General features: G+C 70.8%; 28 protein-coding genes. 12 read left to right on the top strand and 16 right to left on the bottom strand.

Annotated elements, in window-relative coordinates; genetic code table 11:
- The 7 genes from ACZ7KF_RS18320 to ACZ7KF_RS18290 form a co-directional block, all read right to left on the bottom strand.
- Nucleotides 1–305, bottom strand: a 305-nt coding sequence (locus ACZ7KF_RS18320; RefSeq protein WP_471075440.1) for a leucine zipper domain-containing protein, incomplete at its 3' end; no start/stop codon positions are given.
- A gap of 60 nt (nucleotides 306–365) precedes the next feature.
- Nucleotides 366–788, bottom strand: a complete 423-nt coding sequence (locus ACZ7KF_RS18315) for a helix-turn-helix domain-containing protein (RefSeq protein ID WP_471075436.1) — start codon at nucleotides 786–788, stop codon at nucleotides 366–368.
- A 767-nt stretch (nucleotides 789–1,555) separates the two neighbouring features.
- A complete protein-coding gene (locus ACZ7KF_RS18310) occupies nucleotides 1,556–2,122 on the bottom strand; it encodes an endonuclease domain-containing protein (RefSeq protein WP_471075479.1) in 567 nt (188 codons plus the stop codon).
- A gap of 306 nt (nucleotides 2,123–2,428) precedes the next feature.
- The gene (locus ACZ7KF_RS18305) at nucleotides 2,429–2,731 is read right to left on the bottom strand and encodes a hypothetical protein (RefSeq protein ID WP_471075433.1); all 303 of its coding nucleotides are present in this window, start codon (nucleotides 2,729–2,731) and stop codon (nucleotides 2,429–2,431) included.
- Entirely contained in the window at nucleotides 2,728–3,459 is a 732-nt protein-coding gene (locus ACZ7KF_RS18300; RefSeq protein ID WP_471075430.1) for a GntR family transcriptional regulator, read from the bottom strand. The genes ACZ7KF_RS18305 and ACZ7KF_RS18300 overlap by 4 nt, the downstream gene beginning before the upstream one ends.
- A 7-nt stretch (nucleotides 3,460–3,466) precedes the next feature.
- Complete coding sequence (locus ACZ7KF_RS18295; RefSeq protein WP_471075428.1) at nucleotides 3,467–3,691, bottom strand: hypothetical protein; 225 nt, start codon at nucleotides 3,689–3,691, stop codon at nucleotides 3,467–3,469.
- Between the two features lie 523 nt (nucleotides 3,692–4,214).
- Complete coding sequence (locus tag ACZ7KF_RS18290) at nucleotides 4,215–4,493, bottom strand: hypothetical protein (RefSeq protein ID WP_471075425.1); 279 nt, start codon at nucleotides 4,491–4,493, stop codon at nucleotides 4,215–4,217.
- A 79-nt stretch (nucleotides 4,494–4,572) separates the two neighbouring features.
- On the opposite strand from ACZ7KF_RS18290, the gene ACZ7KF_RS18285 reads away from it, so the two are divergent.
- The 6 genes from ACZ7KF_RS18285 (at nucleotide 4,573) to ACZ7KF_RS18260 (ending at nucleotide 9,416) form a co-directional block, all read left to right on the top strand.
- On the top strand, nucleotides 4,573–5,328 hold the full coding sequence (locus tag ACZ7KF_RS18285; protein ID WP_471075422.1) for a GntR family transcriptional regulator: 756 nt from the start codon (nucleotides 4,573–4,575) through the stop codon (nucleotides 5,326–5,328).
- 419 nt (nucleotides 5,329–5,747) lie between these two features.
- Nucleotides 5,748–6,074 carry a hypothetical protein gene (locus ACZ7KF_RS18280; protein ID WP_471075419.1) on the top strand — a complete coding sequence of 109 codons (327 nt, stop codon included), beginning with the start codon at nucleotides 5,748–5,750 and terminating at the stop codon, nucleotides 6,072–6,074.
- A gap of 546 nt (nucleotides 6,075–6,620) precedes the next feature.
- Nucleotides 6,621–6,794 (top strand): hypothetical protein, encoded by a 174-nt coding sequence (locus ACZ7KF_RS18275; protein WP_471075417.1) that lies wholly within the window; start codon nucleotides 6,621–6,623, stop codon nucleotides 6,792–6,794.
- Nucleotides 6,795–6,853: 59 nt separating this feature from the next.
- Complete coding sequence (locus tag ACZ7KF_RS18270) at nucleotides 6,854–7,567, top strand: GIY-YIG nuclease family protein (RefSeq protein WP_471075415.1); 714 nt, start codon at nucleotides 6,854–6,856, stop codon at nucleotides 7,565–7,567.
- Between the two features lie 464 nt (nucleotides 7,568–8,031).
- Nucleotides 8,032–8,646, top strand: a complete 615-nt coding sequence (locus ACZ7KF_RS18265) for a DUF1326 domain-containing protein (RefSeq protein WP_471075412.1) — start codon at nucleotides 8,032–8,034, stop codon at nucleotides 8,644–8,646.
- Nucleotides 8,643–9,416, top strand: a complete 774-nt coding sequence (locus ACZ7KF_RS18260; RefSeq protein WP_471075409.1) for a DUF2182 domain-containing protein — start codon at nucleotides 8,643–8,645, stop codon at nucleotides 9,414–9,416. The genes ACZ7KF_RS18265 and ACZ7KF_RS18260 overlap by 4 nt, the downstream gene beginning before the upstream one ends.
- A gap of 54 nt (nucleotides 9,417–9,470) precedes the next feature.
- Here the strand turns inward: ACZ7KF_RS18260 and ACZ7KF_RS18255 are convergent, their stop codons facing one another.
- Entirely contained in the window at nucleotides 9,471–9,719 is a 249-nt protein-coding gene (locus tag ACZ7KF_RS18255; RefSeq protein WP_471075406.1) for a hypothetical protein, read from the bottom strand.
- A 1,084-nt stretch (nucleotides 9,720–10,803) separates the two neighbouring features.
- Between ACZ7KF_RS18255 and ACZ7KF_RS18250 the strand changes: the two genes are divergently transcribed.
- Nucleotides 10,804–11,763 carry a D-2-hydroxyacid dehydrogenase family protein gene (locus ACZ7KF_RS18250; protein WP_471075403.1) on the top strand — a complete coding sequence of 320 codons (960 nt, stop codon included), beginning with the start codon at nucleotides 10,804–10,806 and terminating at the stop codon, nucleotides 11,761–11,763.
- 223 nt (nucleotides 11,764–11,986) lie between these two features.
- The gene (locus tag ACZ7KF_RS18245; RefSeq protein ID WP_471075400.1) at nucleotides 11,987–12,262 is read left to right on the top strand and encodes a chaplin; all 276 of its coding nucleotides are present in this window, start codon (nucleotides 11,987–11,989) and stop codon (nucleotides 12,260–12,262) included.
- A gap of 197 nt (nucleotides 12,263–12,459) precedes the next feature.
- On the opposite strand, the gene ACZ7KF_RS18240 is transcribed toward ACZ7KF_RS18245, so the two are convergent.
- The 8 genes from ACZ7KF_RS18240 to ACZ7KF_RS18205 form a co-directional block, all read right to left on the bottom strand.
- On the bottom strand, nucleotides 12,460–13,326 hold the full coding sequence (locus tag ACZ7KF_RS18240) for a tyrosinase family protein (RefSeq protein WP_471075397.1): 867 nt from the start codon (nucleotides 13,324–13,326) through the stop codon (nucleotides 12,460–12,462).
- Entirely contained in the window at nucleotides 13,310–13,798 is a 489-nt protein-coding gene (locus tag ACZ7KF_RS18235; RefSeq protein WP_471075394.1) for a tyrosinase family oxidase copper chaperone, read from the bottom strand. Before ACZ7KF_RS18235 ends, ACZ7KF_RS18240 begins: the two co-directional genes overlap by 17 nt.
- Nucleotides 13,799–14,007: 209 nt before the next feature.
- Nucleotides 14,008–14,523 carry a hypothetical protein gene (locus ACZ7KF_RS18230; RefSeq protein WP_471075391.1) on the bottom strand — a complete coding sequence of 172 codons (516 nt, stop codon included), beginning with the start codon at nucleotides 14,521–14,523 and terminating at the stop codon, nucleotides 14,008–14,010.
- 176 nt (nucleotides 14,524–14,699) lie between these two features.
- On the bottom strand, nucleotides 14,700–15,284 hold the full coding sequence (locus ACZ7KF_RS18225; protein WP_471075388.1) for a vitamin K epoxide reductase family protein: 585 nt from the start codon (nucleotides 15,282–15,284) through the stop codon (nucleotides 14,700–14,702).
- On the bottom strand, nucleotides 15,284–15,775 hold the full coding sequence (locus ACZ7KF_RS18220) for a DUF5949 family protein (protein WP_471075385.1): 492 nt from the start codon (nucleotides 15,773–15,775) through the stop codon (nucleotides 15,284–15,286). The genes ACZ7KF_RS18225 and ACZ7KF_RS18220 overlap by 1 nt, the downstream gene beginning before the upstream one ends.
- Nucleotides 15,776–15,999: 224 nt before the next feature.
- A complete protein-coding gene (locus tag ACZ7KF_RS18215) occupies nucleotides 16,000–16,290 on the bottom strand; it encodes a hypothetical protein (protein ID WP_471075476.1) in 291 nt (96 codons plus the stop codon).
- 134 nt (nucleotides 16,291–16,424) lie between these two features.
- The gene (locus tag ACZ7KF_RS18210; RefSeq protein ID WP_471075383.1) at nucleotides 16,425–17,369 is read right to left on the bottom strand and encodes a hypothetical protein; all 945 of its coding nucleotides are present in this window, start codon (nucleotides 17,367–17,369) and stop codon (nucleotides 16,425–16,427) included.
- A 173-nt stretch (nucleotides 17,370–17,542) separates the two neighbouring features.
- Nucleotides 17,543–17,782 carry a chaplin gene (locus ACZ7KF_RS18205; RefSeq protein ID WP_471075381.1) on the bottom strand — a complete coding sequence of 80 codons (240 nt, stop codon included), beginning with the start codon at nucleotides 17,780–17,782 and terminating at the stop codon, nucleotides 17,543–17,545.
- Between the two features lie 213 nt (nucleotides 17,783–17,995).
- Between ACZ7KF_RS18205 and ACZ7KF_RS18200 the strand changes: the two genes are divergently transcribed.
- From ACZ7KF_RS18200 to ACZ7KF_RS18185, 4 genes are read left to right on the top strand one after another with little or no spacing between them, the layout of a single operon-like run.
- On the top strand, nucleotides 17,996–18,466 hold the full coding sequence (locus ACZ7KF_RS18200) for a hypothetical protein (protein ID WP_471075377.1): 471 nt from the start codon (nucleotides 17,996–17,998) through the stop codon (nucleotides 18,464–18,466).
- 54 nt (nucleotides 18,467–18,520) lie between these two features.
- Nucleotides 18,521–19,804 carry a glycosyltransferase gene (locus ACZ7KF_RS18195; RefSeq protein WP_471075374.1) on the top strand — a complete coding sequence of 428 codons (1,284 nt, stop codon included), beginning with the start codon at nucleotides 18,521–18,523 and terminating at the stop codon, nucleotides 19,802–19,804.
- Nucleotides 19,801–21,222 carry an exopolysaccharide biosynthesis polyprenyl glycosylphosphotransferase gene (locus ACZ7KF_RS18190; protein WP_471075370.1) on the top strand — a complete coding sequence of 474 codons (1,422 nt, stop codon included), beginning with the start codon at nucleotides 19,801–19,803 and terminating at the stop codon, nucleotides 21,220–21,222. Before ACZ7KF_RS18195 ends, ACZ7KF_RS18190 begins: the two co-directional genes overlap by 4 nt.
- A gap of 3 nt (nucleotides 21,223–21,225) precedes the next feature.
- Complete coding sequence (locus tag ACZ7KF_RS18185) at nucleotides 21,226–22,587, top strand: O-antigen ligase family protein (protein WP_471075367.1); 1,362 nt, start codon at nucleotides 21,226–21,228, stop codon at nucleotides 22,585–22,587.
- Nucleotides 22,588–23,015: the final 428 nt, after the last annotated feature.

Below are 23,015 nucleotides of genomic sequence, written 5' to 3'. Positions count from 1 at the left end.
ACGGTGGAGGCGGGCAGGCCCAGGATGGGGCCGATGCGTGCCGGGCCGAGTTTGCGGTCCTGCCGCAGCCGGCAGACGTGCGCCTCGGTGGCGGCCGCGGTCCGGTGCGGTGTCCTGCGGGGGCGGCTGGAACGGTCGATGAGTCCGCTCTCGCCCTCGGACCGCCAGCGCCGGATCCACTTGTGGGCCGTGGCGCGTGAGATGCCCATCTCGGCGGCGACATGGGCGACGGGACGGCCGGAGCGGGCACGCTCGACGAGCAGCCGCCTGCCGTGAACGGTCAGCCGGGCATTACGGTGGGACACGAAGACCTCCGTGCGGTGCAGTCCTAGACAGCTCCACCACACCGGAGGTCTTCGCCATGATCAAGCCCGCCAAGTGTCAACAACGCTCGTGATCAATACAGCTAGGCCCTGCCCAAGAGCTTCCGGCGTACGGATCTGTCGGAGCCGGCATCCACGACCTGTCCGAAGTGGACGTGCCTGCTCGATGGCCGCAGCCTTCCACAGCTGCCGGACGCGTCGGACCCGACGCTGACGTGCGTCTTGGTCAGTGGGGTCACCAGCGGCACGAGCGTAAGCTTCCACGACCTGGAGCCGAGGAAGCCGGGCACCGGTAACCGCTTGGCTAAGCGTCGATGCCCCGCAGTAATACGGCTTGGGCCCTGTGCGCCTCGCCATCGCACGATAAGTGACGCGGGTGGCTGCCTTGAGCTCACGCAGGTATTCCACTAGCTCCCGCAGCCGTGGCCCTGCACTGCCGTCGATGCTCCTGGCACGTCGGCCCATGGTTACAGGCCCTGGTCTTCCCTGATATCACCGGAGCGATGACCGACCAGCAACTCGGCCATGGCCGCGGCCAGCACCGCGAGGGCGCCCGGATCGACACAGTCAAGGCCAGCGCAAGCAGCCAGCGCTAACACAAGTACTACAAACACGATCACCGCCGGCGGTGGAGCCCACCGACCATCAGTGCAACCTGTAAAACAGAGGGTGAATGTCGCGACTGCGCCAGCACGCGAAGGCAAACTGGACATGAAGCGGCTCCAGAGTGTGATCAAGGACTGACGATCCAACTATGCTGTGGATAAAGTGCTTTAGGGCCATATCGGCTTCCGTCGCTGCCTCGATCGTCTCAGCCTCACAGGCTCTGGAGCTACTTCCCAGGTCGGGCCGCGCTGCGGACGCCTACACCCGACCAACCGGGCTGATCCGCTCCCCTCCTGGTCAGCCTCCCTCTCAAGAATTTTTTGATCCGATCCTGTCCAGCGCTATCCCTCGTTGCCAGCTTCCTCTGGTCCGAATCTGGCTGACGCGCGGCGCACAACTCCTCGTGCGTCTGACAGTTTCGTGCCAGACCCGTGCCAGATCCTGCGGGGAACAACGAGGAACAGCAGGGGCTGACCTCGGGGGCAACCAGGGATCCATCACCACTCCGCCGCAGGTCAGCGCAACATGTGCCGCCAAAAGACACGAGCTTCCCAAGCTCAGGGCTTGGCCCCTGTGCTGCAAGGTCACGCGATCTCCGTATCGCTGATGTGGTACGTGCTCTGACGCTAAAAGGGATCATGGAGGGGCCTGTTGGAGCGCCAGTCAGCAAAGGACCCATCCCGTGAGCGGACGCCAGTGAGATCACCGTGGAACAGCACCGCTGCCTCTGGTCTCTGCGCTGGAGGATCGGTTAAGTAGGCGTTGGCATGATCCCAGGTTTGCAAGTCGGCAGCGAGACTCTCGTACCAAGCCAAGCCGCGGGTGTTGCAGTCCCTGCACAGCAGTCCTCGTACGCACTGTCCGCAAGAGGTTGGACCGGGACAGCAGCGATGGTCGTGATCAATGTGCCACCATGACGGCCCTTCCATCGAGGAATCGCCTCCCAGGCAGCCGCAGAGGGGGCAGGTGTCATCCTGAACTCTGAGGATTGCATTGACACGAGCACGCGTCAGGTTGTGTCTACGTGCCTGCCGTTCGGCGTTGCGGCACTGCGGACATACCCTTCCTTTGGGTCCCGCATCAACCCGCCAAAGCTTGCCGAAGCAAACCTTGCACGGTTCCAAAGTATCGACCCATGCATCGAACTCTTCGCTTGTCAGGGCGACGATCTCGTCGTCTGTTAACCAATCCACAAGCCGCAAAATAGACGGCGCCACTGACAGATGGTTGGCTGCCGCTGTGAACTTTGCCCTGTCGCTCGTTGTACGAACCGCGCAGCTGTTCAACACGGAGACGCGCTGCGGCAGCCGAGCCGTCTCCGGGCCGTCCGAGGCCGCCCAGCTATGACAGAAGCCCACGGCATGGTGTTCACAACCGTGGGCTTCGTCAGGCTTGTTGTTCGGCGGGGACGGAAGTCAGGAGACCGGCATCTCAGGTCGCACGCAGCCGCCGCGGCGAAGGAAGCTGCCTCAGCCTTTGAGAGAGGGCAGCGCCTCCCTTCAGGATCGATGAGGGTCGCTCACCGCCAGGAGGTGACCGCGGCTGACTGCAACGCGGAGCACGTCCCGCAACGCCCTGGTCAGTTCGCTCGCCAGCCGTTGCAAGTCTTCCGGGCCGGCGTCCTGGTCGTCGAGGGTGTCGGAGGCATGCTCCAGCAGGTCGGCTGCCGTCCCCAGTTGCACCGCTTCGATGTTGTCCGCCAGGCGGGACATGTAGCCGGCCTTGTCGTCGGTGTCCAAGTAGCAGGGCTTCCCCTCCGGCCCCGACCACGGAAGGAGTCGCAGTTCGTTCGGTGCCGTCATCGTTGGGTGCCCTTCTCATCGGTCACGTCGTGGGTGGTGAAGATCGCGTCGACGCGATCTCCTGGGAACACGAGTAGCGCGGCCTCGACGACTCGACCGGTGGCGTCGGTCGCGACCCGGGTGATCGCGAGGGCTGCCGCCGTTGGGCCGATCCGGAGGGCGGATGCCTCGTCCGGTGTCGGTGGACGAGCACATACCGTCTCCCGGACGGTTGCCGGTGCCGAGCCGAGGACGGCGAATCGCGTGGCCGTGTTCCACGATGAGGAGTCGTCGCCCAGCACCCCGGCCGGCGCCAGGTCGCACGGGATGTAGATGCGGGCCATACCGTGCGGTGAGTCTCCCTCGTGGCTGATGCAGAAGAACTCAGCGAGCGGGCTGCCCGTCGGCACCCTCAGCAAGGACGTCAGATGGCCGTCTGCCTGCACGGTGGTGGTGCGAACAGTGACGCGCATGGCCGCTTCAGCGGCGGTCCAGGGATCCAGCGTTCCCCATCCCCCGACGTACACGATCTTGCGGAGGGAGCGGCGGACGAAGTTGCCCTTTCCGTGGATCTTCTCGACAAGACCTTCGCCCTGGAGGACTGCGAGCGCACTTCGCAGTGTGGCCGTACTGACCTTGTATCGGTGGGCGAGGTCTGCCTCGGACGGCAGGCGTTCACCCGGTTTGACTGCGCCGGTTGTGATCTGGCGCCGGAGATCGTCGGCGATGTCGTGATGGCGTGAAGGCACAGACCGGTCACCGCCTTCTCTGCATGCGAACGGCAGCGAGCCGGGTTCGCGTGTGTATGGTCAGCAGCTCGCCAGACTCGAAGAGAAGTCGTTTGGCCCCTTGGGGGAGTTGGAAGAGGTCCATGACGCGGCACGCTCTGCCGCCTAGTTGAATGACGTCGCCACGCTGCACGGTGGTCGCCGTGACCTCGACAGTGGAAACCAGCGCGCCGCCCGGTGCCCAGCCGCTCACCGCTGCACCTCCCTGGGCTTGGAGTGGCTCGGCATCGAGTGACACGGGCACGCGCACGTCTCATAGACAACCGGCAGGTCGATCGGCGTGGAGACGGGAGATGGCTCAGTGCAGAGCGGGTGTGTGCCGATACGGCAGGCGGTCGACCGGTAGGAGACGGTCGAGGCGTCGGTGACGCGAAGCTGTTGGCGTGGAGACATCAGCGGGCCCCCGCCAAGTTCGACCAGGCTTCAGCCGGCAGATGGGAAGCGACCACCACCGCCCGGGGCCGTACTCGTTCCTCCCAGGCCAGCACGTAGGGGCGGACGAGTGCGTTGTCCTCCCCTGCGAGCGGGAGTCGATGGTTGGCGATGTCGGAAACCCGGTCCAGTGGCCGCCTCGACGCATCGGCGGACGCCGGGAAGGTGGGGGCGACCGTCGACCGGGATGGCGTTAAGGGGCGGCGGTGCCTGCCCTTGGGGGCGTACCGCGCTCTGGCGAGCGATACGGCACGGCGGATACGGTTGAGCACGCTGCTCAGCTCCTATCGCTGATGGCTCGGTCCCCCGACATCGCCCGTCGCGGGGACCGCTTTGTGTACGACCGCCCAGAGGGTGCGGCCGTTCAAGCTGGTGGCGAGGAGTCCGAACCGATCGGCCTCGGCCACCACTTCCAGGACCTCCCGCCATAAGTCGGCGGAGAGCGCTTCCGGTATCTCCGCTTCGACCGACGTGTAGCGGTCGTACTCCTCCACACGCGTGGGCAACCCGATGGCTGACAGCCGGGCGACGATGGCCGCCACATGAGATCCCGAAGCGGGCACAGGGCAGCCTCCGTCAACCGGCGATCACTTTCAGTAAAGCTAGTTAACTAGATTAGAGCTAGTGGACTAGATTTTCCATATGCCTGAGCAGCCGCCCTATCTCCGCATCGCCGACGAACTCCGGCGCCGGATCGCGGAGCACGCGTGGGAGCCCGGGGACCGCCTGCCGTCCCGCGCCCAGATCGGCCAGGAGTACGGGGTCGGCGAGAACGTGGTCCGTCGGGCGCAGGAGTTGCTGATCTCCCAGGGTGTACTGGAGGGCCGCGCCGGTTCGGGCACGTACGTCGCCGAGCCCCGACAGCGGGTGCGGGTGGTCCGTTCGTCCGCGCGTGAGCGACCCGACGGGTCACCGTTCCGGGCAGACATGAAGGCCGTGGGCAGGCAAGGGGACTGGGAGAGCCGGACTGAGGCCAAGGTGCCGGCCCCGGAGGACATCGCGGCGCGGCTCGGCATCGCCGAGGGCGACCTGTGCGTCCGGACCACGTACGAGTTCCTGGCCGACGGCAGGCCGGTGCAGCTGTCCACGAGCTGGGAGCCGTACGACCTCACCGCCGGCACTCTTGTCGTCCTCCCGGAGGGAGGGCCGCACGCCGGGGCGGGGGTCGTAAACCGGATGGCCACGATCGGTGTCACCGTCAGCCACGCCGTGGAGCAGCCTGAGCCGAGGCAGGCGACCGCCGAGGAGGCGTCCCTCCTGGGCATCCAGAAAGCCGCGCTCGTCACGCACATCCGGCGGACGTATTACAGCGACCAGGGACGGCCCGTGGAGACGGCGGACATCGTGGTGCCCGCCGCTCACTGCGAGATCGTCTACGAGATTCCGATCAACCGTTAGCTGACAGTCGACGGCGAACGTGCCGCCTAACGGCGCCGCTGGACAAGGTCGCTCGTGCTGGTCTCAGATGCAGGCCTTGCACACAGTGAGGCGGATCGGCATGCCTCACTGTCCAGCCTCGACTCAAGAAATCAGCCCTACTCATCTGCCTCCTGAGGTGGCTGACCATATGCTCAGTCGACCTTCACGATTCCTTCAGGAGTGCGCCCTTGCGTCGGTTGGTCACAGTCGCGCTGTTTATGGCGGCTTGCATCGCAGGCTGTTCCTCCGCACCGCCATCTGGACACACGTCTTCCAGAGCCGAACCCACGTCGGCAGCTCACCCCACCCCTTCTGCCTCCCCTACCGTTCCAGCCTGTGTCGCTTCGACCAAAGCCCACGAAGCTCTACTCAAGTCGGGCGACTTGCTCGTCTCTGCTGTGTCTCTGAGCAACGCAACGCTGACCGCAGCCGGGGAGATCGTGAAGCAGGCTCAGGACCTGAAAATGATCTCTGATCCTGTGTGCCGGCTTGAGACCGGTGACTTGGGCAAACCGAACCGGGAGACTGTATGCGAGTCGGCCAAGGAGCTGAATCGCGACGGCGGCTTGGGAGCACAGACTCAAGCCGAGACCGCCGCGGATGCCGCGCCACTTGCGTCAAGTGGTGACGTCAAAGCCTTCAAGAACCAACTGGCAGCCGTCGCAGACGCCAGCACTGCTGGCGCCATCGCGCTCCAAGCGCAGTACTGCGACGATCTTCCATGACGGAGCTCGCCGGGGACCCGAGTGCCTGTCGAATGCGTGTCGAAGGTCGATCGAAGGGATCCAAGACACGGGATTATATGCAGGTCAGCAGGGGCGTAACCCAAATTCCACCAGGCGCCTTCTAAGCGCTTGGCCGCAGGTTCGAGTCCTGCCGGGGGCGCTTGTCTCCGCCCTCCTTCGGGAGGGCGTTTTTGCTGCTCGGAGCGGGCGGCACTCGACACACCCCAGCCCCAGCCCCGGACGTCACTCGACGGCCGCTCGGGGAGATCTCCGGCAGCTTCAAGCCGCCGTCGGATCGGAGAGCCGGCCCTCGGTGCGGCGGGCGCTGGCGACACGGCCCTTCGGGCACTACGGGCACGTCACGCCAGGGCCTTCGTCCGATCCCGACTCTGGGAAGCGGTGTGTCCGAGGTGGCCGTCGCCCGGATGCGAACCGGGGTTCCTCCCGCCACTTCGGGGGGGCCGCGGTGGGGCAGTGAAACGCCGCCTGCTCACGTTTTCCTCCTTGCCTCAAGGGCACCCGGTCAGTGAGCGCGGAGGTACCGAGATGAGTGCCGGAGAGAAAGCCAAGGCGAAGGCCGAGCAGGTGGTGGGAAGGACCGTGCGGAAGGTGGCCCACGCGGTGCACAAGGGAACCCTCGAAGCGAAGGGTGCCGCCCTCGAAACGCGGGGCAGGATGCGGGGCGCGAAAGAGAGGACCAAGGGCTCCTTCAAGCACTGACGACGCACGCCGCTGAGCCACCGGTCAGGGGAACACGTGCCGCTGCCTAAGATCACCGCATGGAATCACGTGGTCAGGCTGGGCGGCAGGTGAAGCGAATAGAGCAGAAGTGGGGCTTCGGACTGGCTCCGGTCAAACCGGAGGTGCAGCGCGGGCGCGTCGAGGCGGCGCGGACGGTCCTGGCCACCATCGCTCAAGGGCACCTCGCGGCACTCGGCCGGCTCGACGATCTCTCCACGGTCAAGGGGCTGTTCACCCGGACGTACAAGAAGGACCAGTGGGACTGGTTCACGGTGTCCGCGCAGCTGGGGTATCCCTCCTTCAAGGAAGCACGCCAGACGTCCGGCACGCTCCACCACTTGCGTCAGTGCCTCCGGGACGCGAACTGGCAGGCGGCGACGCAGGCCGCGGCCACCTTGGAGAGCGCGGGAATCCCCGATCGGCTGCGGGACTTCGCCGCCGGCCGGTCGGCTCCCCTCGACGGCCGCGGCTTCGTCTACGTACTCTCCACCCGCGAAGCCCCCGAGATGCTGAAGATCGGCTACACCAACCGTGATCCCCTGACCCGGGCCAAGGAGATCAACTCGGCGACCGGCGTGATCATCCCTTGGGGGGTGCGCGGCGCCTGGACCGTCGCCCACGCCCAGCGCGTCGAGGCAGACATTCACGCCCTGCTCGCCGGCTACCGCGTCCGCAAGGACCGCGAGTTCTTCCACATGCCGTTCGCCGAGGCGGCCCGCGTCATCGAGGGGTACACGACCGCGGCGCGTTGACGCCTTGTCGGCTGGGCGGCGCGCCAGAAGCGTGCGCGGTCGTCTCACTTGTCGGCTGTCTCGACTCCGGGAGACCGGAACCCATGAATTTCCGGGAACTCCTGTCTCAGGAGACCTTGCGCCCGGTTCCCCGTGATGACGTTCTGCCGCTCGGGGTGGCGATGAGCCCGTGGGGCGTGGCTGTCTGCCGACATGGGGGTCACGGTCGGGGCGAATGTGACAGGCGTGGTGCGCGGGGGCGGGGATAGCCTGGAAGTACTCGGGCGGCGGCCGTTTCGGGCCAGTGAGTCGCCCCGGTGCGGATCTTGCGACCGGCGGACGTACGGCACCGTCCGCGGCCCCGATTTTCCACCCCGAGGCCGAGGCACCGCATCAGACCGGCGCCCGCCTCGGGCCCTGCGCTCTGCCGGCCGGGCGCCGCTTCACCCCGTCGGCGGGCGGGTGAGCCAGGCAGGAGTACGGACATGGCTTGGAATGTGAACGGTACCTATTTCGAAAGCTGCAACTGCGACACCGTGTGTCCGTGCACCACCTCGGGGCTGACCGCACCCGCCGACAACGAGCGCTGCCAGGTGACTTTCGCGTTCCACGTCGCACAGGGTGAGGTGGACGGCGTGGACGTGTCGGACCACAGTGTCGTCGTCTTCGCCGACGCGCCGCGTGTGATGGCCGACGGCGGCTGGCAGGTGGCCCTGTACATCGACGCCTCGGCCGACGACCGCCAGGCGGACGCGCTGGGCAAGGTCTTCTCCGGGCAGGCGGGTGGACCCATGGCGGCCCTCGCCCCCCTCGTCGGCGAGGTCCTCGGCGTCGAACGCGTCCCCATCGACTTCCACGAGGACGGTCGTCGCCACGCCGTGCGGGTGGCGGACGCGATCGACATCGAGATCGAGGACCAGGTGGCCCCGCAGTTCGGCGAGGACGGTCCCGTGATGAGACTGACCGGCATGTTCCACCCGGCGAACAGCACGCTGACGGTCGCCCGGTCGACCCGGGCCACCGGGCACGGCGTACAGGGCCGTTCCTGGGACTTCACGGGCCACAACGCACACTCGGCGCCCTTCTCGTGGTCGGCGTGACCCGGACAGCGGTCACGGTCCGCCGCCCCGCGGGCCTCACCGGGCTGGTGCTGCTCACCGCGGCGGTGGCCTGGACCTGGACGGCGCTGCGCCGGGGTGACATGGGGTCCCTGACCGCCGCCGGGGCTCTGCCCGCCTTTCTGGGCACGTGGATCGTGATGATGGCCGCGATGATGCTGCCTGCCACGGCACCGGTCGCCTCGCTGTACGCACGGACGGCACCCGTGCACCGCACGCCGCGCATGATCGCGTTCACCGTCGGCTACCTACTGGTGTGGGCGGCGGCCGGACTGCCGGCGTACGGCCTCGCCGTCGGCGCTTCGCGGGTCGGTACCACGTATCCCGCGGCGGGGACGGCGGTGGCGGCCGCCGTCTTCGCCGTCAACGGTGCCTATCAGCTCACCGCGCTCAAGGATTTCTGCCTCGCCAGGTGCCGCTCGCCGATCGGCTCGCTGCTGCGGTACGCGTCGTACCGCGGGCCCTCGCGCCACGTGCGGGCCGGGGCCCGGCACGGGGCGTTCTGCCTGGGCTGCTGCTGGTCGTTGATGCTGCTGCTCACCGCGTTCGGTGTGATGAATCTGTGGGCCACGGTGGGCCTGGCTGCCACCGTCACCGCGGAGAAACGCCTGCCGCGAGGTCGTCTCCTCGCCCGCGGCGTGGGGCTCGCCTCGCTCGCGCTCGCGGTCGCCGTGTTCTGGGTGCCCCAGCTGGCTCCCAACCTCACGGGCGGTGGCATGACCGAGATGAGCCTGGGGCCTCTCCGGACCTGAGGCCCCGGGGCAGGAGGGCGGGCGCCGTCGGCTCGGAGATCACCGCTCCTGCGATCACTCGGCCGGAAAAAGCGGGGCGAGGGCCTCCGGGAGCGAAAGGGGGCCCGCCTCGAGCAGGTCCCCGACCGGGTTGTCGTTCGTGTCCGAGGCGCCGTTGTCGTTCGTGTCCGAGCCACCGTTGTCGCTCGTGTCCGAGGCGGGCGTCGGCACAGCGTTCCTGGGGGTCGTCGCATGAGCGGGAGACACGAGCAGCATCATGCCGGCTGCCACGGCGACGACCGCCGTCGAGATCAACTTGTCCATGACTTGATCAACGAGGCTCGACGCGATTGGTTCGGCATGCGGGGCGGGGGCCCGGACCGCCGCCCGACCTCGCCCGCTCCCACGTGCCGCAGTTCCGGCCGCCGGATCCCTCCGGTACCGGCCGCCCGATCCCTCCGGTACCGGCTGCCGAATCCGTCCAGTACCGGCCGCCGGATCCGTCTAGCTCCGGCTGCCGGATCGCTCCAGAGGTACGCCGGGAAAGATCAGCCGTGCAGAGCCGCTGACCAGCGCCAGAGATCCCAGGCCCAGGGCCATGCGCCCCAGCGCCTGGGTGCCGTGCCAGTGGTGTGGGCTGCCGAAGACGACCCAAGCGCCCAGCGCAATGCCCGCGATCAGGACCACCACTCCACTGACACGTCGTAAACCATGACTCATGGGCTCATTCTTGCTCACCACACATCACCGCCCCACCCCCGGGTCGAGGCCCCCGCCGGGCTGAGACAGCAGACCGGGGCCTCGGGCAGCCGACAGGGATTTCACCGCGAACGACGACCGAGTCGCGGAACGTTTCCGCTGGTCAGCAGAGTGTCTTCGTGATCACTCACTTCGGTGAGACAGCTCGCTCCCCCGCAACGGGTCGGCCCGGATCCCAGTTGCCCTGGTGTTCATCGGGCAATCACCAGAATGGGACCGACCTTGGCCCTGCCGCACCTCAGGCCGCCGTCTCGGCCGCTGGTCGCCGCACTCGGCAGTGGTTCCTGCAACTCACGTATCCACGTCACCTACGCCGACATCGTGAACCGTACCTACCGGACGTGCCGCGGCAGCTCCCTCGTCATGGAAAGGCGTGCGCTCGCCTCTACGTCAACGGCGTGCGTCGCGTGAGTCGGTGTCACCACGTCACCAGGTGAGTCGGACATGACCGAGCAGCAGGAACCAGGGCGGGAGCGGACAGCGGAGGTACGGCGGCGGGGTGGTGGGGTCGCGTTCGCCGGCGGGGTCGCGGGGACGTTGGCGTTCTTCGCCTTCTTCGGGCCGGGAGCTCGCTGTGCCTCGGTCGGGGTGGGTGTGTGGGTGGTCGGTACAGTCGCCGTCGGCAAGGGACACCGGCAAGGGAGATGATGTGCGACTTCGCTGTGTGGTGCTGGACGACTTCCAGGGTGTGGGCATCGAGTCGGCCGACTGGTCGGTGGTCCGGGACCGGGTGGACGTCGTCGCGCTGCGCGCCCACCTCGACGGTGAGGACGCCCTCGCCGCGGCTCTCGCCGACTACGACATCATCGTCACCCTGCGCGAACGCGTCCCCTTCCCCGGCTCCCTGATCGCCCGCCTTCCCCGGCTGAAGCTGCTCATCGCCTCCGGCATGCGCAACAGCGTCATCGACTACGCCGCCGCCGAGGCGCACGGCGTCACCGTCTGCGGTACGGCGAGTTCGAGCACCCCGCCGGTCGAGCTGACCTGGGCGCTGCTGCTCGGTCTGGCCAGGGGGATCGTCCAGGAGAGCAACGCGTTGCGCGACAACGGGCCCTGGCAGTCGACCGTCGGCGCCGATCTGCACGGACGCCGGCTGGGCCTGCTCGGGCTGGGGAAGATCGGCGGCCGGGTGGCACAGGTCGGGCTCGCCTTCGGGATGCGGGTCAGTGCCTGGAGCCAGAACCTCACCAAGGAGCGCACCGAGGAGGTGGGCGTGGAGCTGGCGGGGAGCAAGGAGGAGTTGCTGAGCGACAGCGACTTCGTATCCGTCCACCTGGCCCTCGGCGACCGCACCCGCGACCTCGTCGGCGCCACCGAACTCGCCCTGATGAAACCGACCGCCTACCTGATCAACACCTCCCGCGCCGCGATCGTCGACCAGGACGCGCTGCTGGTCGCGCTGCGCGAGGGCCGCATCGCGGGCGCGGGTGTCGACGTCTTCGACGTCGAACCGCTGCCCGCCGATCACCCGATGCGCGGTGCGCCCCGGCTTCTGGCCACGCCGCACCTCGGTTACGTCTCGCGCGCCAACTACGCGACGTACTACGGCCAGGCGGTGGAGAACATCCGGGCCTATCTCGCGGGCACCCCGGTACGGCTGCTGCCGTGACGTCCGGTCAGGCGGCCTCCCCGGCGCCCACCACGCGTTCGCCGGGCCCCTCGCTCCGGCGCGGCCGGACTCCAGCCGATGACCGGCCCTACGACGGAGGGACCTGCCGTTGAAAGGGTGATCCGCGGCTGATCACCGTGACCCGCCCCGGTCGGCGCCGTTGAACGGGGAGTGCGGCGGCTGGTCTGCCGCTGCGCTTCCCCGGCTACAAAAGGAGAACGTGATGTCTCGCATCGCGAAGGCAGCCGCTGTCGCCCTCGGCACCGGTTCCGTGTTGATCGGCGGGGCCGGGCTGGCCCTGGCCGACGCGGACGCCCAGGGTGGGGCCGTCGCTTCGCCCGGCGTGGTGTCCGGCAACGCCATCCAGATTCCCGTCCACATCCCGGTCAACGTGTGCGGGAACACGGTCAACGTGATCGCCCTGCTCAACCCGGCCTTCGGCAACGCCTGCCTCAACGCCGGCGGCGGCCACGGCAGCACCGGCTCCTACGGCGACTGAGCCGTCCGGCCCGTACGGGCAAGAGCCCCGGCACTCCGAGCGCCGGGGCTCCTCCCGTGTGCGGGGCTCCTCCCGTGCCCCGTGCCCCGTGTGCGGGGCTCCTCCCGTGTCGGGGCTCCTCCCCTGTCCGAGGCTCATCCCCTGTCCGGGGCTTTTCGCCTCTCCGGGGACACACGCACGCGGTCACGACCGTGGGGTCACCCGTACCGATAGGTCCGGCTCATGTCCTCCAGCTGGTCCGGCGTCTCGTCCCAGGGCGGCAACTTCTCGTGCCGGGCGACGACCCGCCCGTGCTGGGCGTCGCCGGCGCCGGGCGGTTCGGCCGGCAGATAGCGGTGGTTCCGGTGGGCCCGCTGCCAGCGGTACCACTGCAGGTCCACGAAGGCGTGGTGCAGCCAGAACACCGGGTCGTTGACCGAGGCGCCGCCGAGCATCGCTCCGCCGACCCAGCGGTGCACCCGGTTGTGGTTGCGCCAGGAGACGCTGCCGCTGCCGGCCCCCCAGCCCTCCAGTTTGTTGCGGAAGCCCTTGGTGACGGTCGAGTTCCAGGGCCACACGTCGTAGACGGGATCGTCGAGCGCCCACTTCAGGTCGCTGCGGGTGGGCAACTGGATGGGGGCGGCGGAGCGGCCCAGGTCCCGGGTGAGGAACCTGCCGTCCGTGACGCCCTCCTTGATGGTCCAGTGGCCCGACGCGTAGGCGAACGGGCCGGTGGTCACCTGCCGGTCGGAACGCCGCCCGTTCCCGCCGAGGAGATCCTTCGTCCACGGCACGGAGGTCTTCGTGCGGTCCCGGGTCCAGTCCCAGTACGGCACCGTCACCGAGGAGTCGATCCGGCGCAGTGCCCGCTCCAGCTCCAGCAGGAACCGGCGGTGCCAGGGCAGGAAGGACGGCGCCATGTGGGCGCTGCGCAGGCCGTTCTCGCCGTCGGCGGTGTAGAAGTCGATGTGCATGCGGACGAACTCGTCGTACTCACCGCGCCGTTTGAGTGCCAGCAGCGCGTTGACGAAGCGCCGCCGCTCGCTCGCCGTGAGGGTGCTGACGTCCCTACGCACGTACGCCATCGTGTCCCTCCGTCCGATGCGCCAGGTGCCCGCCGCCCATCGGTCCCGGCGCCAGGTCGCGCAGCCGCTGACCGGGCCCGAGCCCGTCCACGGCCGCCCGGGTGGCCGCCAGCGGCGTCGGGTACGAGGTGTAGTGGTCGATCATGCTCATCCAGGAGCCGTCGGCCCGGCGCATCAGGTGCAGCGGCCGGCCGTCGATGGTGATCCGCCATGCGGCGTCGGCGGCCTGGCGCGCGGCGTCGGACACCAGGACGCCCTGGATGCGACGGCCCCGGTAGGTCTCGTCGAAGGAGCTGCCGTCGGCCGCCTCGGCCGGGGGCGCGGGCCGGGAGGCGGCCACGACCGGGGCCAGCGACACCGCGGCGGCGGAGGCCAGCAGCCCCCGCGCCACCTCTCTGCGGGACGGTCTGGCCGCCCCCGCCCCCTGCTGTTGCTCCGCACCGACCGGCACTCCGCCGACACCGACGACCATGCTCGCTCCTCGCTCGGGTCCAGATGTTCGTTCCGGCTAACCGGCCGAGGGAGTGCGGGGTCACCGCCGTAGAGCCATACGGCGGGTACGGCGAATTCGCGGGGCACAGCGAATTCGGTGCATACAGCGGATACGGCGGGTTCAGTGGATACGGTGCCTACGGCGGTTACGGCGGCTACCGGGGTTACGGGGGTTACCGCGGTGCGCGGCTACAGTCCGGGGCCCGCGCCCAGGTCGGCGTCGGCCACGGTCTGCACGACGGGGGCGAGGACCGCGGCCTGGGGCATCTTGAGGGCCGGCACGCCGTAGTTGTTCGGGTCGGGCGGGGTCAGCGGTGCGTCCAGCGCCAGACCGGGGCTGAGGGTGCGCAGGTCGGAGGCGGGGGCGTCGATACCGACGTGGTCGAACCCCCCGCCGACGAGGTGCGGCAGGGGCCCCCGCAGGTGCGCGCCGGGCAGGGCGCCCCGGAACGGCACCTGGGGCAGGACGCGGTCGGGCAGCAGCCGCCCGGTGACGAAGCGCGGCCCTTCGGGCACGCCCGGGGTCAGCAGCGGCAGCTCCAGACCTGCCCTGGGCACCTCCACGCCCAGGGACTTGGAGACGCCGTCCAGGGGCACGGGGACCGGGACCGTGGGGTTCGCGGCGGCGGGGGTGGCGGCGGCCCCCAGGGCGGCCGTGACGCCCGTGACGACGGCGGCGAGGGTTCCTCGGGTGGTCGGCTTCATGTCAGGTACGGTCCCTTTCAGGATGCGGGGATGCGACGTCCGTACCGCGTAACGAGCCGGAAAACACCAACAGTGCACATTTCCCCCGGCTGCCGTAATAATCGGCTGGTCATTGTTCAGCTCGTCGTTCAGCCCGCCCTTCGGCCCTTCGCTCAGCGCGCCGTCCAACCCGCCGTTCAGGCCGTCCAGAAATCCCACCAGCGGGTCAGGACGAGCATGCCGATCACTCCGATGTGCAGGACCGGGAGCACCCAGCCGAATTCGGCGAAGAAGATCTTCAGCGGGCCGGGAGCGGGCAGGAATTCCGCGCGGACGATCAGTGCGGTGGTGTACCAGAACATCAGGATCGTGGCGACCCAGGCCAGGCAGCACCACAGGCACAGCGCGTCGATCCGGTACAGGGACTCGAACTGCAGCCAGGACACGAACCCCACGCCGAACAGGCATCCGGCCCCGAACAGCAGCCAGTACCAGCGGGGGAAACGGGCGCCGGCCAGCAGGCTCATGCCGACGCAGACCACGATGCCGTAGGCCACCAGTCCCAGCATCGGGTTGGGGAACCCGAAGACCCGGGCCTGATCGCTCTTCATCACGCTGCCGCAGGACACCACGGGGTTGAGGCTGCACCCCGGCACGAAACCCGGGTCCTCCAGCAGCTTGAACTCGTCCAGGGTGATGACCCAGGAGGCGAGGAGTCCGGCCGCCCCGGCGAGCACCAGCAGCAGCCCGAGCCCTCTGCCACCGGCCAGAGTTTTCGGCATCAGCCGCGCAGGCGGGTGGCCGGCAGGACGACATGCGCGGCGGCGTACAGGGTCTGCTCGGCACCGGCGAACGCGGCCAGCGCGGCAGGCTCGACGGCCTTGCCGGGCTCCCCCTCCGGCCAGGCGCGGGTGGTGAAGACGAGGTAGGCGTAACCGCGTTCCCGGACGGCGGCCAGCCACTCCGGCGGCGCGTCCGCCTGGGCGACGAGCTGCGGCATCCGCAGGACCGCCTGGCCGGCCTCGACCAGCAGGCTGACCGGGAGGCTGGGCCGGCCCGTGCCGTCGACCAGCTCGCCGCCGACCGGCAGCCCGCTGCTCACCAGCAGCCGCTCGACCGCGGTGGCGGTGCCCTCCGGGCCGCCCGCCGTGTCGCCCAGGGAGTAGGCCAGCAGGTAGGGCATGTCGGAGCCGTCGGGGGCCTCGCCGCTCCAGGCGAGGACGACCAGCGTGCCCAGCTCGGCCGGTCGGAATTCGGTTGAGGTTGAGGTCACCGCGCGACCCTATCGACGCCGCCGCGCGCCACCGGAAGGCTTCTCACCCGTCCGGACCAGTGCCCGGGAGTGCTCCACACGAATGAGGGAAGTGGCCTCGAACGTACCGGAGGCCGGTGCCGCGGGTGCGGTACCGGCCCCCTGTCTTCCGTGGCTGTCGGAAGGTGCGGGTGTACGGTCCGGTGGGACTCCCGGGCCTCCCGCCTCCGGAACGGAACGGGGCGTCAGCTCTGCAGGGGCAGACCGCCGAGGAGCGGGTTGTGCTGGTTCAGCGCCTTGGTGGCGCCCTTGGCGGTGTGGAGCACGGAGCCCTTGTTCTCGGTGTCGAGCGCGTCCGACTGGTGCTGCAGCGGCATCGCGTCCTTGAGACTCCAGGGGCCCTGGGCGATCCGGTTGACGGCGCCGTTGAGGCTGGTGGGCGTCACGTCGTCGGTGTTCTGGGCGAACGCGGGCGCGGCGACGCCCGCGAGAGCCACGGAACCGGCAACGACGGCGGCAGCCTTCAGGGACTTCATCATGTTCCTTTCTTCGGCAACGCAAGTCGCCCCAGGGAATTCTGACGCCGTGCCTAACGACTCCCTGCCGGGCCGGAAACCCCACGCGGAGAAGACATATGAAATCCCCGAGAAACCGGCGGGGATTTCCCGCGTCAGCCGGTCACGGGCACGCTCGGCTCCGCGGACAGGCTCGGCTCCGTGGTCAGCGAGGCGACCGAGGGCAGGTCGGTCAGGCTGGGCGCGGGCAGCCCGCCGCCGAGGAGGGTCGACGTCAGCAGGTCGACCAGGCCGGACACCACGTCGGAGGCGGACGACAGGAGTTGGTCGAGACCGTCGGTGACCGCCTTCACCAGGTTGTCGATCGCGGTCTCCAGGGCGCTGAGCGCGTCGTCGAGGAGGTCGCGGGACGAGGGCATGCCGACGGCCGCGTGCCGGGCGGCGGCCGGTCCGTCGAGGGCCACCGGGACGGCGGAACCGGCCGGGGCGGACGGCTTGGCCGGGGCGGCGGGGGCCGTGGGGGCGGCGGAGGTCGCCGGGCTCGCGGGCACGGACGGGCTCGCGGGCGTGGCGGGCGAGGCGGTCGCCGTGGGCGCGGCGGGCTTCGCGGCCGTCGTCGGCGTCGCGGGGGCGGTGGGCTTCACGGTCGCCGTGGGGGACGCCTCGGCCGCCGGCTTCGCCGGAGTGGCGGGCGCCGTGGGGGATACCTGGGTCGCGGGCTTCGCCGGCTTCGTCGGAGTGGCGGGCGCCGTCGGGGTGGCAGGCTTCGGGGCGGCCGGCTTCGGGTCGGCGGCAGCCTGGACGATGGCCTTCTTCGCCGCCTCGCCCAGCTTTCTGGCCTCGTCGGCGGGGAGCCGGCCCTTCTCCAGCGACTGGTTGAGCAGCTCGATGACCGGATCGAGCACGGAACTCGTGCTGCCCAGGGCCCTGACCTGGGCGAGCAGCCTCTCCTTCTCGGCCGCCGGAACGGGCGCCCGGGAGACGGTACGCCCGTGCTCGCGGGCCGCGTCGGCGGCGACGGCGGCCGGACCGGTGACACCGATCAGGACGGCGGCGCACACGACGGTGGACGCGAGACGCCGAACGGGCAGATCACGCATGGGGGTTCCTTTCGGTGAACAAGTGGGACCTGAGCCCACCGTCTGTTCACCGATCGCACGCCGCAACCGCTCGACCGCGCGGTGTGATCCGTACGAGGGAGGGGGAAACCGGCCGCCCGCCCCGCGACGGAAGCGCGGGGCGGGCGGGCGGCTGAAGGGGTGCGGCCGCGACGTCAGTCGTTGACGCAGGTGTTGCCGAACGCCGGGTTCAGCAGACCGACGACGTCGATGGTGTTGCCGCAGACGCTGACCGGCACGTGGATCGGAACCTGGATGACGTTGCCCGACACCACGCCCGGCGAGTTGGCGGCGACGCCGTTGGCGCCGGAGTCGGCGGCAGCCACGCCGGCACCGCCGGCGACGGCCGCAACAGCGGCAGAGGTCAGGACCAGGCCCTTCGCGATACGCGACATGGAGAGGTGCTCCTTGGGATCGACACAACATCCGGGCGGACACCCGGCGCTGTGTCAACGCATGGCACTCCCACGGGTTGTGCCGCCAATGGGGTGATGTACGAAGCGGGTGCCTTCACGATTCAGACACACTTGACCGATTTCTCCGGATTAATACGGAAAGCCACTAGAGTTGCGGATCTCCCCAGTACGTGTGAAAGGGCACCGCCGGTCATGCGCAAGTTCCTGGGTCCGCTGCTGCGTCCGTCGGCGGGCACCCTCGCCTTCGCCCTCCTCTCCACCCGTACCGGCGTCCGGTCCGGCGCGCCGCCCCGCCACGGGGCCGCACCCCGGCCCCGCGCCCCCCGCGGGGTGCGCCACAGCGCCCCGGTGGCGCCCGACGGTGACCAGGGCGGCGCGGACGACCGGCGCACACTCATCCCCCCTCCCCGGCGTACGCCCGGCGTACCGAGCGGCTCGGCCGCTCCACCGGACGACGTACCGCACCCCACGATCGGTGTACCGGGCGGTGTACCGGCCCGGTGGGTTCCGGCCTACGCCGACACGCTCGGCAACGGCTCCGACGTGTCCGATCTCCGTCCGGCTCTGCGGCGGGGCGGTGACCAGCCGGGCTTCCGGCTCGTTCCCTTCCCGGACGCGGCATGGGCCGGCACGCTCCTCCTCGCCGTGGACGCCCGGAACTGACGGCGCGTTCACGACCGCAGTCCCGAGCGCCCCCGTGAGCGAGGTATCCCGCGAATGCACCAGTCAGCACCCGCCCTCCGACCCCGGGTCCTGCACCTCGCGCAACCCGTCGACGGCGGTGTCGCCCGGGTCGTGCTCGACCTGGCACGCGCCCAGCTGGCGGCGGGCCTGCGGGTCACCGTGGCCTGCCCCGACGGCGCGCCGTACGCGAGCCTGCGGGAGTCGGGCGCCGACGTCCGGCACTGGCATGCGGGCCGGTCCCCCGGCCCCGGACTGCCGGGCGAGGTACGGCGGCTCGCACGCCTGATCGACGAGGTACGGCCCGAACTGGTGCACGCCCACAGCGCGAAGGCCGGCCTGGCGGCGCGGCTCGCCGTCCGCGGACGCATCCCGACCGTCTTCCAGCCGCACGCCTGGTCCTTCGAAGCGGTCGGCGGACCCACCGCGGCGCTCGCCCTGCGCTGGGAACGGTGGGGAGCGCGCTGGGCCCACCGGGTGGTGTGCGTCAGCGAAGCCGAGCGCACGACAGGGCTGCGCGCCGGAGTGCGCGCCGCGTACACGGTCGTCCCGAACGGCATCGACACGACCCGCTTCGCGCCGGCTCCGCCCGCCCGCCCCCCTCAGGATCCGGGGCTACCGGCCCCCGCTCAGGACCCGGAACGACCGACCCTCCCCGCTCAGGACCCGGAGCGACCGGCCCGCCCCGCCCGGGACCCGGACCGGCCCACCGGAGCAGCGGCCGAGGCCCCCCTCGTCGTCTGCGTGGGCCGCCTGTGCCGGCAGAAGGGCCAGGACGTACTGCTGCGCGCCTGGGAGGACGTCCTCGGCGTGCTGCCCCGGGCGCGGCTCGTACTGGTCGGCGACGGCCCGGAACACGAGGCGTTACGGCAACGGGCGCACCCCTCCGTGCGGTTCGCCGGCGCGGTCACCGACGTCGTCCCCTGGTACCGGGCCGCCGACCTGGTGGTGCTGCCCTCGCGCTGGGAGGGGATGGCGCTCGCCCCGCTGGAGGCGCTGGGCTGCGGACGGCCCGTCGTGGTCACCGACGTCGACGGCGCCCGCGAGAGCCTGCCACCCGCGCTCGCCGCACGCTGCCTGGTACCGCCGGAGGACCCGGTGGCGCTGGCCGGTGCGGTCACCGGGCTGTTGTCCGACCCGCGGCTGCGCGCCGCGCTCGGCGACCAGGGGCGCCGGCACGTCCTGTCCCGGCACGACGTACGGCACACCGCCGCGCAGGTCGCGGCCGTCTACCGCGAACTCCTCGGCGGTGCCCCGGCGGTGAACAGAGGAACAGCCCAGCTCGTGCCCTCCGAGTGCAGGGAGTCCATCCACTCGTGACTGCGGAAAGTACCGTCCCCTCCCCCGGCGCGCAGCCATGGGACCACGGATTCTCGCCCGTCTCGGTCCTGCCGCCCCGAGCCTTCGGCGGCTTCCGGTTCCCGCTGCGGCGCCCCCCGGCACGGCCCGCCTCGCCGCTGCCCCTGCTCGCCGCCGATCTGCTCGCCGCGCTGGTGGGCGCGGTCGCCCTGGACGCGACCGTCCACCGGCCGCTGCTGGTCGCCGCGCTGGTGTCCGGCGCCCTGCTGCTGCGCCCGCGCTCCGTGCGGCCGGTGCCCGGCGTGCTCGACGAACTGCCCGTGCTGTGCGGGCGGATCGCCGTGGGCTGGCTGGCCCTCGCCGCCCTGCTCGCCGCGTACGACCCCGGGCGGGCCCTCACCGCCCGGACCCTGCTGCTCGGCGTCGCGCTGCACACGGCGGCGGCCGGCGCGGGCCGGGGCGCGGTGTACTGGCGGCGGCGCCTCGCGCTGCTGCGCCGCCCGCGTACCGCCCTGGTGGTGGGGCCCGCCGCGACCGCTCAGCGGGTGGCCGCAGCGCTGCTGCGGCACCCGCGCTGCGGGGTGCGGCCTGTGGGCGTGGTCGCCGAACACCCGGAAGGCACCGGCGGTCTGCCGGTGCTCACCACCGGCGAGGAGGTGGAGCGGGCGCTCATCCAGAACGGGGTGCGGGTCGTCCTCACCGTCGATCCGGCCGTGCGCGCCCAGAAGGGTCCGCTGCTGCGGGCGCTCGCCGAATCGGGCTGCGGGCTGTGGGAGCTGGACGCGGACCGCCCGGCGTACGTGATGCGCGACCAGCTCGCCGGGTTCCCCGTACGCGGCCTGGACCTGGGCACACGGCATCGCGGCAGCGTGGGCAAACGGCTGCTGGACCTGGTGGTGTCCGGGACCCTGCTGGTGCTGGCCAGCCCGGTGCTGCTGGTCTGCGCGACGGTGCTGCGGGCCACCGACGGACCCGGGGTGGTGTTCCGGCAGGAGCGCATCGGCAAGGACGGCCGCCCCTTCACGCTGCTGAAGTTCCGCACCCACCGCCCGGCCGACGAACACGAGGCGGCCACCCGGTGGAGCGTGGCCGGGGAGCGGGAGATGAGCCCCTTCTGCCGGTTCCTGCGGCAGACCTCGCTGGACGAGCTGCTCCAGCTGTGGAACGTCTTCTGGGGTGACATGAGCCTGGTCGGCCCGCGCCCCGAGCGGCCGTACTTCGTCGCCCAGTTCAGCCAGAGCCACCCGGGCTACGCGGCCCGCCACCGCATGCCGACCGGTATCACCGGGCTCGCCCAGATCAACGGGCTGCGCGGCGACACGTCCATCGAGGACCGGGCCCGCTTCGACAACGCCTACATCGACAACTGGTCGCTGTGGCAGGACATCTGCATCCTGCTGCGCACCGCCGCCGCGCTCGTGCGTTCCACGGGGAGCTGACCGATGGCCCTCGCCCTGCCGCTCCCCCGCTCCGCGTGGCTGTCCCCGGTGCTGCCGGTGGTGGCCGTGCTGGCACTGCTCGCGCTGCCGGTCGCCCCGGGCGGCGACGGCGGCGCGGGTCCCGCCGACGCGCTGTCCGGGCTGGTCGTGGTCTTCTGCGCGGTACGACTGCTGCGCACGCGCCGCCGCCCGCTCGGCCCGGCCGCCGCGCTGGTCCTCGGCCTGCCGGTGGCCGGCCTGGCGCTGGCCGCGCTGCACGCGGTCTCGCCGGGCGCCGGGATCACCGGACTCGGCCGCTACCTCCAGGTCTTCGTCCTGGTGCCGGCCGCCGTCGTGCTCCTCGTCCGCGGCCGTGCCGACTTCCGGCTGCTGGCCTGGTCGTTCGTGGCCCTCGCGGGATGGCAGGGGGCGGTCGGCGTGCATCAGTACGTCACCGGCACCGGGGCCTCCTACCAGGGCGAGGACATCCGGGCGGTCGGCACCTTCGGACCGACCGACGTGATGGGCATGGCGACGGTGGTGGCCTTCGGGCTGGTGTGCGCGGTGGGCCTGGCGCTCGGCCGGTCCGGCACCCGGGAGCGGGTGAGCGCCGCCTGCTGCGCGCTCGCCCTGTCGGTCCCCCTCGCCCTGTCCTTCAGCCGGGGCGCCTGGATCGCCACCGCGGTCACCCTCACCGTCCAGCTGGTCCTGGCCGGGGTGCGCAGGGCGGTGCGGATCGGGGCGGCCGTGGTGGCCGCGGGCGTGGTGCTGGTGGGCGGGCTGGGGGTGGGGACGGCGATGCTCCAGGAACGGATGGACAGCATCTCCCGGGTCGCCGACGCGCCCGACCAGTCGGTCACCGACCGGTACACGATGTGGGCCGCGGCCACCGACATGTGGCGCGAGCGCCCGCTGACCGGGGTCGGTCTGAAGGGATTCCCCGAGTACCGCGACGGGCATGCCTCGCTCGCGCTGTCGTCGGGCAGCGACACGGAGGGCGCGGGCGCCGCGTACCGGCGGCAGCCGCTGCTCTCCCCGCACAACATGTACCTGCTGGTCCTCTGCGAACAGGGCCTGATCGGGCTGCTCTGCCTCGCGGGCGGCTGGCTCGCCCTGCTGGTGTGCGCCCTGCGCGGCCTGTGGCGGATCCGCGCGGCCGGCGGCCGGGGCGAGGACTGCGCGCTGGTCGCCTGCGGGCTGCTGGTGTGGCAGCTCGTGGACTTCGCGTACGCCGACATCGGCGGCCCGTCGACCGTGCTGACGGCGGTGTGCTTCGGGCTGATCGCCTGGTGGGCGCTGGTGGGCGGCGACCGGTTCGGCACCGGCGAGCGCACCGCCGTACCGGCCGGGCGGGAAGCGCCGGCGGGAGAGGCGGCCCTGCGATGAGGCGGGTGGGATGACGAGCCGTACGGCCGATGGGGCCCCCGGACCGGAGGCCGGCCCGGCCCAGCCGGCGGCGAAGCCGGGCCCGGCCCAGTCGGCGGCGGAGCCGGGGCCGGGACGGACGGCCGACGCGCGCGGGGTCGTCCTGCCGGTGGCACGCGCCGCCCTGCCCGGCGAACTCCCCGGCGCCGAATGCCCCAGCCGCCCGCCCGCGCCCGCGCCGCCTCCCGAGCCCGCGCCGCCCCCGGCACCCGAACACCGACAGCTCCGGCTACCCGAAGACGTGCACCCCCCGCTTCCCGACCACGCCCCGCCGCCGACTCCCGAGCCCGCGCCACAGCCGACTCCCGAGCCCGCGCCACAGCCGATTCCCGAGCACGCAGCACAGCCGACTGCCGAACACGCAGCACAGCCGATTCCCGAACTCGCGC

Source organism: Streptomyces sp. NPDC038200, assembly GCF_055600785.1.
Note: the sequence above shows the minus strand (reverse complement) of the source record. Positions and strands in the feature narration are given on the sequence as shown.